14 protein-coding genes are annotated in these 13,232 nt (G+C 67.0%); 4 read left to right on the forward strand and 10 right to left on the reverse strand.

All coding sequences use genetic code 11. The annotated features are described in order from the left end of the window. Positions 1-12 precede the first annotated feature (12 nt). The gene (locus BBTA_RS20705) at positions 13-918 is read right to left on the reverse strand and encodes a LysR family transcriptional regulator (protein WP_012044466.1); all 906 of its coding nucleotides are present in this window, start codon (positions 916-918) and stop codon (positions 13-15) included. A 97-nt stretch (positions 919-1,015) separates the two neighbouring features. Between BBTA_RS20705 and styA the strand changes: the two genes are divergently transcribed. Together styA and BBTA_RS20715 are read left to right on the forward strand one after the other, a co-directional pair. Further along, a complete protein-coding gene (gene styA / locus BBTA_RS20710; RefSeq protein ID WP_012044467.1) occupies positions 1,016-2,263 on the forward strand; it encodes a styrene monooxygenase subunit StyA in 1,248 nt (415 codons plus the stop codon). Between the two features lie 22 nt (positions 2,264-2,285). Further along, the gene (locus tag BBTA_RS20715) at positions 2,286-2,813 is read left to right on the forward strand and encodes a flavin reductase family protein (protein WP_012044468.1); all 528 of its coding nucleotides are present in this window, start codon (positions 2,286-2,288) and stop codon (positions 2,811-2,813) included. Positions 2,814-3,219: 406 nt separating this feature from the next. Here the strand turns inward: BBTA_RS20715 and BBTA_RS20720 are convergent, their stop codons facing one another. Then, positions 3,220-4,242, reverse strand: coding sequence for an aldo/keto reductase (locus tag BBTA_RS20720; RefSeq protein WP_012044469.1), 1,023 nt, complete (start codon positions 4,240-4,242; stop codon positions 3,220-3,222). Positions 4,243-4,441: 199 nt separating this feature from the next. Here BBTA_RS20720 and xth point away from each other — a divergent pair, with 199 nt between their 5' ends. Beyond that, a complete protein-coding gene (xth, locus tag BBTA_RS20725) occupies positions 4,442-5,233 on the forward strand; it encodes an exodeoxyribonuclease III (RefSeq protein ID WP_012044470.1) in 792 nt (263 codons plus the stop codon). A gap of 19 nt (positions 5,234-5,252) precedes the next feature. Beyond that, positions 5,253-6,119 carry a class A beta-lactamase gene (gene bla, locus BBTA_RS20730; protein WP_012044471.1) on the forward strand — a complete coding sequence of 289 codons (867 nt, stop codon included), beginning with the start codon at positions 5,253-5,255 and terminating at the stop codon, positions 6,117-6,119. On the opposite strand, the gene BBTA_RS20735 is transcribed toward bla, so the two are convergent. The 8 genes from BBTA_RS20735 to BBTA_RS20770 all read right to left on the reverse strand — a co-directional run bounded on the left by BBTA_RS20735 (position 6,074) and on the right by BBTA_RS20770 (position 13,195). Next, positions 6,074-6,934 (reverse strand): urease accessory protein UreD, encoded by an 861-nt coding sequence (locus BBTA_RS20735; protein WP_012044472.1) that lies wholly within the window; start codon positions 6,932-6,934, stop codon positions 6,074-6,076. The genes bla and BBTA_RS20735 overlap by 46 nt on opposite strands. Beyond that, positions 6,931-7,575 carry an urease accessory protein UreG gene (gene ureG, locus BBTA_RS20740; RefSeq protein WP_012044473.1) on the reverse strand — a complete coding sequence of 215 codons (645 nt, stop codon included), beginning with the start codon at positions 7,573-7,575 and terminating at the stop codon, positions 6,931-6,933. The genes BBTA_RS20735 and ureG overlap by 4 nt, the downstream gene beginning before the upstream one ends. Then, complete coding sequence (gene ureC, locus BBTA_RS20745; protein ID WP_012044474.1) at positions 7,572-9,278, reverse strand: urease subunit alpha; 1,707 nt, start codon at positions 9,276-9,278, stop codon at positions 7,572-7,574. Before ureC ends, ureG begins: the two co-directional genes overlap by 4 nt. Positions 9,279-9,282: 4 nt before the next feature. Next, positions 9,283-9,981, reverse strand: coding sequence for an urease subunit beta (gene ureB / locus BBTA_RS20750; RefSeq protein WP_012044475.1), 699 nt, complete (start codon positions 9,979-9,981; stop codon positions 9,283-9,285). A gap of 16 nt (positions 9,982-9,997) precedes the next feature. Further along, a complete protein-coding gene (locus BBTA_RS20755; protein ID WP_012044476.1) occupies positions 9,998-10,675 on the reverse strand; it encodes an urease accessory protein UreF in 678 nt (225 codons plus the stop codon). After that, the gene (ureE, locus tag BBTA_RS20760) at positions 10,668-11,117 is read right to left on the reverse strand and encodes an urease accessory protein UreE (RefSeq protein ID WP_012044477.1); all 450 of its coding nucleotides are present in this window, start codon (positions 11,115-11,117) and stop codon (positions 10,668-10,670) included. Before ureE ends, BBTA_RS20755 begins: the two co-directional genes overlap by 8 nt. Before the next feature lie 261 nt (positions 11,118-11,378). After that, on the reverse strand, positions 11,379-11,681 hold the full coding sequence (locus tag BBTA_RS20765; RefSeq protein ID WP_012044478.1) for a putative quinol monooxygenase: 303 nt from the start codon (positions 11,679-11,681) through the stop codon (positions 11,379-11,381). After that, complete coding sequence (locus tag BBTA_RS20770) at positions 11,681-13,195, reverse strand: amidase (RefSeq protein WP_012044479.1); 1,515 nt, start codon at positions 13,193-13,195, stop codon at positions 11,681-11,683. The genes BBTA_RS20765 and BBTA_RS20770 overlap by 1 nt, the downstream gene beginning before the upstream one ends. Positions 13,196-13,232 lie beyond the last annotated feature (37 nt).

Raw genomic sequence — 13,232 nt, forward strand, 5'->3', positions numbered from 1 at the left:
CCTCCGAATCGCTCACTGCGGCGTATTGATCGCGAACACATCTGCGCGTTCGATGATCAGGTCGCGGAACAGCCGGGCGCGGTGCGACATCCATTGCGGGTCTGGATAAACCACGTGCAGCGGCAGTGACGGGACATCATAGTCGGGCAGCAGATGGACGAGTTTGCCTGACGCGATGTGACCGACCGCGCACCAGTCGGGCAGCACAGCGGCACCGAGGCCTTCCAGCGCGGCCAGCGACATGATGTCGGCGTCGTCGCAGGTGAGCGACGGCGTGATGCCGACGACGTGGCGGCCGGTCTCGGACTCGAAGCTCCATTCGTTCTTCGGCGACAGCCGCGAATAGGTCACGCAAGGCAGCTGGCGCAGATCGTTGGGCAGCCGCGGCGGGCGATGCCGCGTGAGCAGAGCGGGCGCGGCCACCAGCAGCCGCTTGACGGTGCCGACGCGGCGCGCCACGAGCGAGCTCGAGCTGAGCACGCCGATGCGAATGGCGAGCTCGGTTCCGGTCTCGACGAGGTCGACAAACTGCTCGGTGAAGCGGATGTCGAGCCGCACCTCGGGATAGCGCCGGCCATATTCGGCGAAGATGTCGCCGAAGAAATAGCGGCCGAACGAGGTCGGCACCGTCATCCGCAGGGTGCCGGAGGGCGCGCCGACCCGTTTCGGTGACGGCAGGCCCGCGCTCTCGAACAAGGTGACGATCTCCTTGGCGAGCTTCAGCACCCGGTCGGCCTCCGCAGTCGGGCGCAGCTTGCGCGTGGTGCGGACGAACAGGCGGCAGCCGAACTGCTCTTCCAGAAGCGCGATGCGCTTGGTGATGGCAGGCTGTCCCAGGCCGAGATCGGCCGCCGCCTGGGTGAAGCTGCCGGCCTCCATGACCCGGATGAAGGTTTGCAGCGCGTCGATCCGGTCCATCCATTCCTCCCCGGAATGAGTTTTATTCTTGTCATTCCGTATACGTGATCGGGAGGACTGGTCTAGCCTCGCAAAAAAATGAACCGGAGGGAGACCCATGGAGAAGTCGATTGGCATCGTCGGCGCCGGCATTGGCGGCCTGCATCTGGCGCTGTATCTGCAGCAACACGGCATTCAGGCGACCGTCCTGACGGACCGCGCGCCCGAGCAATATGCAGCAACGCGATTGATGAACACGGTGGCGCATCACGGCGTCACGGTGGCGCGCGAGAACGAGCTCGGGGTGAACCACTGGGACGATCCCGACGTGGTCTATCATCACCACGATCATTTCTTCAATTTCCCGGGCAGTCCCCTGCTCTTCCGCGGCGCCTTCAAGCAGCCGAGCCGCGCGGTCGACTACCGGATCTATTTGCCGGCGCTGATGAAGGATTTCGAGGATCGCGGCGGCACGATCGAATATGCCAGCATTCAGGACGACGACATTCCGGCGCTGGTGGCGCGCTTCGATCTGCTGGTGGTCTCGACCGGCAAGGGCGCGCTCGGGCGGATGTTCAGCCACCGGCCGGAGCTGTCGCCCTACAGCCAGCCACAGCGCCTGCTTTGCGTCGGCCTCTATGACGGCGTCGATCACGGCAGTCCCGACGGCGACGATCCGCGCGGCGTCACGCTGTCAGTCTCGCCCGGGCATGGCGAGATGATCGTGATCCCGACATTGACGTTCGGCGGCATGAAAACGGCGCTGCTGATGGAGAACATTCCCGGCGGTGACATGGCCGAGCTGGTGTCGCTCAACTACGATGCCGATCCCGCCGCGTTCCGGCAGACGATGCTCGACAAGCTCGAGACGCACCATCCGCACACCTACAACCGCATCGACACGCACCGCTTCGACCTGCAGCCGCTGGACCTGCTGCAGGGCGCCGTGGTGCCGACGGTGCGGCGCTCCTCGGTCAGCTTCGACGACGGCAAGATCGCCATCGCGCTCGGCGACGTGCACTCGGTGGTCGATCCGATGATGGGCCAGGGCGCCAACATGGCTTCCTATGCCGCGTTCGAGCTCGGCAGGGCGATCGTCGGCGCCGTGGCGTTCGACGACCGCTTCGTCGAGACCGTCGATCGCGCCCGCGAGAACCGCGTGCTCGCCGCCGCGCGCTGGACCAATCTGATGCTGCAGCCGCCGTCGGAGGCGATGGGCCGGCTGATCGTCACGATGGCGCAGAACCGCGCGCTCTGCGACGAGTTCACCGACAATTTCAACTATCCGGAACGGCAATGGGACCGGCTGGCGAGCGACCGGCGCATTCATGCCTGGATCGACGAGCGAACGCAGCTGGCAGCGTGAGGTGGATGGCGGAGAGCGATCGATGAGCCATCATCCGGATGCGGCGAGCTTCCGCGCCGCGGCCTCGCGCTTCTCCACCGGCGTGACCGTCGTCACCAGCCGCGGTGCCGACGGCGCGGCCGTCGGCATGACGGCCAACAGCTTCACGACGGTGTCGATGCAGCCGCCGACCGTGCTGGTCTCGCTGAAGCGCGGCCGCACCTGGCAGGCGGTGAGCGAGACCCGCCGCTATGCGGTCAACGTGCTCGCCGCCGATGATGTCGCGATCGGCCGGCATTTCGCCGGGACGCCGCTCGCACAGGGCACGCCGGCCTTGGACGAACACGACGGTTTCTTGCTGCTGCCGCAGGCCATCGCGCAGTTCGGCTGCGCGGTGGTGAACGCGGTCGAGATCGCCGACCACACCCTGTTCATCGGCGAAGTGCGCTGGTGCCGGCACCAGGACGGCCTGCCACTGGCGTTCTACGCCAGCCGCTTCCGCAATGGGGTGGGCGCGGAGATATCGCCAAGCGACGCGCTGGCGTATCCGGCGGAGGGGTGGACGATCTGATCGCGCGGGCGGCCTGTGTTCTTCATACCGCCGCTGCTTACCCCTCTCCATGAGGACGTAACCGGCAGCGTCCTCATGGTTTGTTTGCAGCGCCAGTTGGCGCACGCGACTCATGGTGAGGAGCGAGCGATTCTCTCTTCAAATAAGACCTGATGCGGTTCGCCGGGACGACTTAGTGAGCCAAACATCGTCACATTGAAGACTGCGGGTCCGGCACAGTCGTGAGGCTCAACCGCCGATCGGTCCCGGGGTCGATGCCCCCCGTTGTGGCGGCTCCAGAATGACCGAAGCGCGGCCACGTGACGATCGAAAAGCGATGTTATCGCTCGCTCCCGCTCGCCGTCAAATGGATCGGTGACGCACGCGCCGCGCCACCGCGTTCCACGAACATTGAACGGCCGAGCGACTAACGGCGCTCGTTCAGCATCGGGAAGCCACGCTGATGCCAGACCGGATAGGCGGCGGGGATGTCGCTCGCGGCATCGAGCGTGGCCACCTGCTCCGCCGTGAGGCTCCAACCGACTGCGCCGATATTCTCGATCAGCTGGCTCTCGTTGCGGGCGCCGACGATGATGGTGGCGACCGTCGGGCGCTGCAGCAACCAGTTCAGCGCGACCTGCGGAATGGTCTTGCCGGTTTCCTTGGCGACGCCATCGAGCGCATCGACGACGCGATAGAGCCGCTCGTCCTCGAAATGCGGCCCGGTGCCGGCGATGTCATGGGCGCGGGTGCCCGGCTTGGCCGGCTGTCCCCGGCGGATCTTGCCGGTCAGCTTGCCCCAACCGAGCGGGCTCCAGATCACGGCGCCGACGCCCTGGTCGAGGCCGAGCGGCATCAGCTCCCATTCATAGTCGCGGTTCAGCAGCGAGTAATAGGCCTGGTGCGCGACATAGCGCGGAGTGCCGTAGCGGTCGGCGGCGGCGAGCGACTTCATCAGGTGCCAGCCGGAGAAGTTCGAGCAGCCGATGTAGCGGATCTTGCCGGCGCGCACGAGCTGGTCGAGCGTCGACAAGGTCTCCTCGACCGGCGTGTTGTAGTCCTGGCCATGCAGCTGGAACAGGTCGATGTGATCGACCCCGAGCCGCTTCAGCGAGCCGTCGATCGCCTCGATCAGATGCTGGCGTGACGAGCCATAATCGTTCGGACCATTGCCTCTCGGGAACGTGGCCTTGGTCGAGATCAACAGGCGGTTGCGCTTGCCCTTGATGGCCTGGCCGAGAATGGTCTCGGCGAGACCATCCGAATAGACATCGGCGCTGTCGAACATCGCCAGGCCGTGGTCGAGGCAGACGTCGATCAGCCGCGCGGCGCCCTCGGAATCGGTGCCGCCCCAGGCCTTGAAGAAGTCGTTGCTGCCACCGAAGGTGGCAGTGCCGAAGCTGAGCGCCGGCACGCGCAGGCCGGAATGCCCAAGACGTCGATGGTCCATCTTCTTCTCCCTTTCCGCGGTCGCCCGGACCGGCTTCGCTGTGGCGAGATGGATACGCCCGCCCGTCGTCGCCGACCATGGGTCACCGTGCATGGCATTGTTGCGCTTGTCTGTGGTTCGCCCGCGCATCCGCCTTGACCGGAGCCGCCGCGGCTTGATCTAACCGGGCCGTCTCTCCTGAAGGTCTCTGGAACCCGCCATGCGCATCGCCACCTGGAACGTCAATTCGGTCCGGCAACGGATCGAGCACCTCGTGACCTGGCTCAAGGAGTGCTCGCCTGACATCGTCTGCCTGCAGGAGATCAAATGCACGGACGATGCGTTCCCGCGGCTGGAGATCGAGGCGCTGGGCTACAATGTGGTCACCCACGGCCAGAAGACCTTCAACGGCGTCGCCCTGCTGTCGAAGCTGCCATTCGACGAAACCAGATCCGGGCTCGATGGCGATGTCGAGGACGTGCATGCGCGGTTCCTCGAAGGCGTGGTCAGCCTGAAGCACGGCGTGGTGCGCATCGCCTGCCTCTATCTGCCCAACGGCAATCCGCCGAACACGGAGAAATATCCCTACAAGCTCAAATGGATGTCGCGGCTTCGTGACTATACGCGTGAACGGCTGAAGACCGAGGAGCCGCTGATCCTCGCAGGCGACTTCAACGTCATCCCGGCGGCGGCGGATGTCTCCAATCCCGAGGCCTGGGTCGAGGACGCGCTGTTCCGGCCGGAGACGCGCGAGAGTTTTCAGGCGCTGCTCGGCTTGGGGCTCACCGACGCGCTGCGCGCCGTCACCGATGCGCCGGGGCAGTACACGTTCTGGGACTATCAGGCCGGCGCCTGGCAGAAGAATGCAGGGATCCGCATTGATCACCTGTTGTTGTCCCCACAGGCCAGCGACCGGCTGGTCGAGGTCGGCATCGACAGCTACGTCAGGGCCTGGGAGAAGCCGTCCGATCATGTGCCGGTGTGGGCCGATTTCGATCTCGAGACGGCGTGAGAGACCAAGGACGGGTCCCGTGACGCGTACCACACGGCGGCAATTGTTTCCGCTCGCGCTGCTGCCGCTGTTCGCGCGGCCGGCTCGCGCGGCCGATCTGCAGCAAACGATCGCCGGCATCGAGGCAGATTGCGGCGGACGGCTTGGGGTGGCCCTGCTGGACTCCGCGAGCGGCGCGCTCAGCGGCCACCGGCTCGATGAGCGATTCCCGATGTGCAGCACCTTCAAAGCGCTGCTCGCGGCGGCGATCCTGACCAAGGTCGATGCCGGCGCCGAGCAGCTGTCGCGGCGCATTCCGATCGCACAAGCCGACATCCTGTCCTATGCGCCGGTCACCAAGCAGCATGTCGGCACGTCGGGTCTGTCGGTCGGCGAATTGTGCGAGGCGACCGTCACGCTCAGCGACAACACCGCGGCAAACCTGTTGCTGGCGACGCTCGACGGCCCCGCCGGGCTCACGCGAACAATCCGCGGCTTTGGCGATGCCATCACCCGGCTCGACCGCATCGAGCCCGGGCTCAATGAGAGCATCCCAGGCGATCCCAGGGACACCACGACGCCGGCGGCGATGGCGCAGACATTGGCGAAGCTGACGGTCGCCAACACGCTGTCGGCAGCGTCGCGCGACGTGATGAATGGCTGGCTGATCGGCTGCAAGACCGGTGCGGCCAAGCTGCGCGCCGGCCTGCCCGCCGAGTGGCGCGTCGGCGACAAGACCGGCGCGGGCGATCATGGCAGCAGCAACGACGTCGCGGTGATCTGGCCTGCCGGGCGCGGGCCGGTGATCGTGACGAGCTATCTCACTGAGACCAAGGCCAGCGACGACAGGCGCAACGCGGCTCACGCGGCCGTCGGCCGCGCCGTGGCCGCGGCGCTCGGCGCCTGAGCGGCGCGCGCACCGAGATCGATCTCGCGCACCAGCGCCGCGACCGCGTCGAAGCCGGCCCGCAGCTGGCGCAGCTCGCGGGCTGCAAGGCGAATGCCGATGCCGACACTCTGCGGCAGCAGGCTCGCGGCAGCATAGAGGTCATCGATGTGCGCGAGCGTGTCGATGACACGCAGGCGGATCGCGGCGCGATCGTGCATGTCGGGCAGCATCAACACCGCCGAGCCGAACGCGCGGCGGCCCTTGAACAGCGCGGTCCCGGGATCGCACAGCTGCATGCGGTCGATCAGCAGCGGCTCCTGGCTTGGCCGGCGCACAATGACGGTCGAGTCGAGCTCGCGAAACAGCCGCCCCTGCCCGTCCGGATCATGCATCGTGAATGCGTCGGTGACGAGCGCGACAGCATCGGCGGCGCAGTCGAGCTCCAGCACCTGGCACAACGCCGCGTCGGGAAACAGGATGCGCGGCTCCGGCCGGTAGTCGAGCGACGCGCCGGCCGCGACGCGCAGCTGCACCTGCTCGACGGCGCGCGCGCCCGGCTCGGCGCGATGCACCGAGGTCGCGCCCTGCGTCGTGACAGAGACGGCTGCTCCTTCTCTCAGCGTGAAGCGTTGCGTCAGCCGGTCCTCGCCATGCACGGCGCCGCTGCCGGTCTGCAGGATGACGCTGAGCAGGTCCGGCCGCGCACCATCCGTGTGGAAGCTGCGCGTCAGCACAAACGGCCAGGCGAACAGCCGCCGGTCGATCACAGTGCGGCCGCCGCGCCGGACAAACGAGAGATCGAGCCGTGGCGGCTCCGGGGCTGAAGCGCTCACTTGCGGAACAGCACCTCGCGCTCCAAGAGATCGACGATCGCCTCGATGCCCTCGCCGCGCCGGCAATTGGTCAAGAGCACCGGCCGTCCGCCCCGCACCTCCGTCGCCTCGCGCTGCATCCGCCCGAGATCGACGCCGACATGAGGGGCGAGATCGACCTTGTTGATGACCAGGAGATCGGCGCGGATGACGCCGGGGCCGCGCTTGCGCGGAATGTCGTCGCCGCCGGCGACGTCGATCACGAACATCCAGAAATCGGTGAGATCGCGCGAGAAGGTCGAGGCGAGATTGTCGCCGCCGCTCTCCAGCAGGATCAGCTCGACGCCAGGAAAGCGCCGCTCCAACTCATCGGCGGCCTCGATGTTGAGCGTCGGATCCTCGCGGATCACGGTGTGCGGACAGGCCCCCGCCTCCACCGCCGAGACGCGCTCGGGATCGATCAGGCCGGAGCGGCGGACGCGCTCGGCATCTTCGGCCGTGACGAGATCGTTGGTGATGACGGCGATGTCTATGCCGCGCGTCTGCAGCGCCGGGATCAGGCGTTCGACCAGCGCGGTCTTGCCGGAGCCGACGGGGCCGCCGATGCCGACGCGCGCGGCGGTCATCGGCTCATCGGCGCGGGTGAGAGCAAGCCGGCTCATCGCAGCATGAACCTCCTGGCGAGCGGCACGGTCGTGGCCGGCGGACACATCAGGAGCTTGCCGTCGGCGCGCACCTCGAAGGTCTGCGGATCGACCTCGACATGCGGCATCGCCGCGTTGCGGATCATGTCGGTCTTGCGCAAACGGCGGACGTTCTTGATCTGCACGGTCGCGCGTCCCAGCCCGAGCCTGCCACGGATGTCGGCGTCGACCGCGAGCTTGGACATGAAGTTGACGCCGAGCCGCTGCGGTGCGGCGCCGAGCGCGCCCCACATCCGCTTCTGGATCATCGGCTCCGACAGGCCGAGGCTGCCATTGCCGTCGCCCATCGCCGCCCACACCGGGAATCCGTTCTTGATCACCATATAGGGCTTCAGCCCGAACGAGGCGCGCGGCCAGAGCACGAGATCGGCCATCTTGCCGACCTCGATCGAGCCGACGACGTGATCGATGCCGACGGCGATCGCCGGGTTGATCGTGAGCTTGGCGATGTAGCGCTTGATCCGCTCATTGTCGGCGCGCGCGGTGGTCTCCTCCGGCAGCCGGCCGGTGCGATCCTTCATGACGCTGGCGAGCTGCCAGCATTTGGCGACGTTCTCGGCGAGCCGCCCCATGCCCTGCGTATCCGTGCCGAAGATCGAGATCGCGCCCATGTCGTGCAGGAAATCCTCGGCCGCCATCGACTGCGCGCGCACCCGCGCCTCACCGAACATCACGTCCTCGGGTGCATTGTAGTTGAGCTGATGACAGATCATCGTCATCGGCACGCCTTCCTCCATGCCATAGGAGGTATAGGGATTGGTCGGATTGGTCGATGACGGGATCACGTTGGGCCATGAGACCACCTTGAGCAGATCGGGCGCGTGGCCGCCGCCGGCGCCCTCGACGTGATACATGTGGATGGTGCGGCCATCGACCGCCGCCATCGTATCCTCGCAGAAGCCGTATTCGTTGATCGAGTCCGTGTGCAGGTGGACGGCGAAGTCGTGACGATCAGCGGCGATCAGGGTCTTGTCGATGACATCGGGCGCCGCGCCGAAATCCTCATGGATCTTGACCGACATGCCGCCGGCCGCGACCGCCTCCTCGACCGCCTCCGGGTTGGAGCCGCCACGGCCGAACAGCGCGTAGTTCAGCGGCGAGAACTCGATCGACTTGAGGAAATGCCCGAAATTCGGCCCCGAGCCGGAGCCGACATCGAACACCGGCCCCGAGCCGTTGCCGATCATCGTCGTCGTGCCGCCGGACAGCGCGTGGTCGGACTGTTCCGGCGAGATCAGATGCGCGTGGCTCTCGATCGCGCCGGCTGTGACGATGAACGGACCGCCGGCGATCGGCGCCGTGGTGTGGCCGACCACCATGTCCGGATGCACGTCGGGCATCACGTCGGAATTGCCTGCCTTGCCGATGCCGACGATGCGGCCGTCGCGGATGCCGATATCGGCCTTCACGATGCCGATGACGGCGTCGACGATGGTCGCGTTCTTGACGACGACGTCGAGGGCCTTGTGCTGCGAGGTGCGGTGCGCCGCGACGGCCTCGCCGTCGCGCAAATTCTTTCCGGCGCCGACCAGGAGCTCATGGCCGTAGGTCGTGTAGTCGTGCTCGATCTCGGCGAGCAGGCTGGTGTCGGCGAGCCTGACGAGATCCCCTTTGGTGGGACCGTAGAGCTCGGCATAGGCGCGGCGGGTCAGCGTGGCCATCAGTTCAAGCTCCCAGATAGCCGCGCGACTGCGCGAGCTTGAGCGCGGCATCGCGGGCGCCGGGTGCATCGAGCGGACCGTTGACGAGTCCGGCCTGGCCGCGCACGATGCGGTCGCCTGTGATCGGCACCAGCCGGACCGACTTGAAGACACCGGGCTCGAAGCGCATGCCGAGGCCTGCGGGGCGGTCGATCTTCATGCCCCAGGCGGCGGCGCGGTCGAAGCGCAGCGCGCGGTTGACCTCGAAGAAATGGGTGTGGCTGCGCACCTGGATGTCGCGGTCGCCGGTGTTGACGACGTCGATGGTGACGGCCGCGAGCTCCATGAACATCTCGATGTCGCCGGAGCCTTCGATGATCTCGCCGGGCACGATGTCGTCGGCAACAGCGCCTTCGGCCGGCTGGATCGGCTCGAACAACGCCATCACCTTGGTGCCCTCGGCGAACATCAGCTCGACATAGAGCATCGGGATCATCTGGGCGACGCCGGGCTCGACGTCATCGGTCGTCAGCAGCCGGCCCGCCATGTCGCGGATCTCGGCGTAGGGCAGATTGCGGCGCGCCGCCGTCATCACTTCATCCGTGATGTAGGCGACCGCCTCGGGATGGCTGAGCTTGATGCCGAGCGAGCGGTTGCGCCGCGCCATCTGCGCGGCGTTGAAGATCACGAGACGATCCATCTCGGTCGGCGACAGGTTCATCATGGCGCGGCACCTCTCGTCAGGTCGTGAACATGCGCACATGCCGCAGCGGCCCGCGCGACACGGCGATATCGATGAAGGGCGTGAAGCTCGACGGCATCGCGTCGTCGTCGGGCGTCTCGGCGAGCAGCTCGGTGAGCCGCGCGCGGGCGGTTGCGAGGCTGCGCTGGGACTCGATGTGACCGATCAGGCCGAGCCGCACGGCGGCGCTGACGAGGCCGGTGATGAGGGTCCAGCCGGAGACCAGCTCGGCGGCCTCGAGGCCGAGGCCCGCATCGCGGCCGGTGATCGCCTGCACGACGGCGAGATGACCGAGATTCGCATCCGCGGACACCCGAGCACGATAGGATACGGCCAAGGGACCCGAGAGCTTGACCCAGACGCCGAGCAGCGCCCTGCCCGCGCGCCGCGAGCCGTCGCGCATCTCCGCCGACGGCGTGGTGGCCTCAGCGAGGCGATCGGCAGCGGCGATCGCCGCGATGTCGTTCGCCTGCCATGCGCGACGCAGCAGAATGCGATCCATGCTCGCCCAGCGCTGCGCGAGATGATCAGCAATGACGCCGTCGAGATCGCCGCGATTGGACAGCAGGCCATCGGCGGCGAGGCCTTCGATGCCCCAGGAGAAGGCAAAGCCGCCGGCCGGAAAGGCGCTGTCGCCGAGCTGCAGCAATGCCAGGGCCGCGCTGCGGTCAAACATGATCGCGCTCCACCACCTCACCGGCGTCGAGCAGTGGCCGGATGCGGGCGCGATAGGTGTCGATCGGCGCGTCGAGCAGGACGACCAGATGGTCGCCCTCGAAGCGGACGCGCCAGTGCAGATTGCCGGCATGCCAGCCGAGCTTGAGGGCGCTGGCGTCGTCGCGGGCCTTGAGGCGCCAAACCTGCTGCTCGCCGAAACGGACGATGATCGCGCGATCGGCATCGAGATGCAGCAGCGCGCCGTCGACCAGCTCCTCGTCGCGATCGAGGCTGACCGCGCAGTCGGTACCGCGATCGGTGGTCAGGCGGAAACGCTTGCGGCCGGCATCGGCCGGCGGCACGAACAACAGCTCGATGCCGCCGCGATGCTCCAGCGCGTGGAGCTGCCGGGCATAGGCCCGGTCGTCGGCGCGTCCCATGATGCCGTGCAGACGGAGCATCGGCGGTGGTCCTCTGGTTGTTCAGCACTCGTCGTTCGAATGGGGGCCTCGTGGTTCGAGACGCCCGCCAAGGGCGGGCTCCTCACCATGAGGGGTGAGATATCGGGCGCGACATCCTCGGGCGAACTCCGCCATTCTCGGCACCAGTCCGATGCGAGACCGCAAGCCGCCGCTCGCCGCACCCACCGCCCTCGTCCTGAGGAGCCCGCCGCAAGGCGGGCGTCTCGAAGGACGGTTGGTTTGCTCATCTCTCGCCGCGCGCTACCGCAGCGTCGCCGAGATCTCCTGCGAGGTCACGAGAATGACCTCGCCGTCGAGGATCGGCTTGGCAATGCCGAAGAAGGTCGCCACCGCGGCGGAGCCGTTGTGGCGGTCCATCGCGGCCTTGTCGGCGAAGCGCTCATAGGTGGTGAACAGACCGGGCTCCGTCTCGCTCTGCGAGATGAAGAACCCGATCGTCTCCGGCTCGTTGGCCGCGACATGGGCCGCGACGGCGACGAGAGCGTCGCGCATCGTGGCCTCGTGTCCCGCCTTGGCCCTGATGACCGCGGTGATGGTGATCATCAGAACGTCTTCCAGTCGCCGTCGGCCTCGAACGCCGCCGCCGCCTGGTAGATGGTGGATTCGGCGTAGTCCTTGCCGATCAGCATCAGGCCGACGGGGAGACCGTCGGAGAGTCCGCATGGCAGGGTCATCGCCGGATGACCTGTCACGTCGAACGGGCTCGTCGTGGCGGTCATCTCGAAGGCGCGCTGCACGACTTCGGCGAGCGGTGCGTCCTTGGCCGGGATCGGCGTGGCGACGCACGGCAGGGTCGGCATCAGCAGGAGGTCGTAGGAGCCGAACATGGCGTCATAGGCGGCCTTGGCCTGGATCGCGATGTTGCGCGACTTGGCGTAGTAGCGGCCGCGATAGTGCTCGAGGCCCCACTGCCCGACCAGCATGGTCAGCTTCAGCGTCACCGACAGGTCGTCGGCGCGGGTGCGCCAGCCGGAATGCGCGTCGAGCAGACCGACGTCGTAGAGGCCCTTCCAGTTGAAGCCCATGCCGTTGCCGAGCATCATCTGCACCAGGAAGCCTTCGAGCGTGATCGGGTTCCACGCCGCCAGCGCATGCATGTGCTCGGGGATCGAGACCTCGGACACCGAGGCGCCCAGCTTGGCGAAGCGCTCCGCGCCGGCCTTGACCTTGGACACCACGCCCTCTTCCATGTTCGGCGCGCTGAAGCCTTCCTTGAGCACGCCGATCTTGAGGCCCTTGACGCCCTTGCCGAGCGCCTCGGTGTAGGCCGAGACCTTCGGCGCATATTGCCTGGGATCGAGGCCGTCGGCGCCGGCCAGCACTTCGAGCAGCAGCGCGTTGTCCTTGACGTTGGCCGTCATCGGTCCGGTGTGGTCGATCGTCGACTCGATCGGCATCACGCCGGTGTAGGGCACGAGGCCGTGAGTCGCCTTCATGCCATAGATGCCGCAATAGGACGCGGGGATACGGATCGAGCCGCCCTGGTCACCGCCGATGGACATGTCGACCTCACCGGCCGCTACCAGCGCGGCGCTGCCCGAGGACGAGCCGCCGGCTGAATAGCCCATCTTCCAGGGATTGTGCACCGGCGCGGGATCGGAGGTGTGGCTGCCGCCGGACAGGCAGAAATGCTCGCACACGGCCTTGCCGACGATGGTGCCACCGGCATCGAGGATGCGGGACACGATGGTGGCGTCGGCGGCGGGAATAAAGCCTTCGAGCGTGGTCGAGCCGTTCATCATCGGCACGCCCGCGAGCGCGACGTTGTCCTTCAGCACGACGGTGCGGCCGGCGAGCTTGCCGCTTGACGCGCCCTTGACCTCGGTCTTGATCGCCCAGGCGTTGTACTTGTTCTCCTTGGCCGGCGGCTTGGCGCCCGGCGTGCGCGGATATTTCACCGGCGGCAGCGGGTTCGGCAACTCATCGATGATGTCGTACTGGTCGAACATGCCGCCCATCAGCGACAGATATTCGGCGGCCTCCTCGACCGTCATGTTCATGTGCAGGCTGGCGGCGAGATCGGCGACTTCCTCGGCATTCGGGCGTTTGATGGACATGAGTCATCCTTTCTTGTGAGGACAAGCTGAGGCAGAG

This window comes from Bradyrhizobium sp. BTAi1 (assembly GCF_000015165.1).
In the GTDB taxonomy this organism is placed as follows: Bacteria; Pseudomonadota; Alphaproteobacteria; order Rhizobiales; family Xanthobacteraceae; genus Bradyrhizobium; species Bradyrhizobium denitrificans.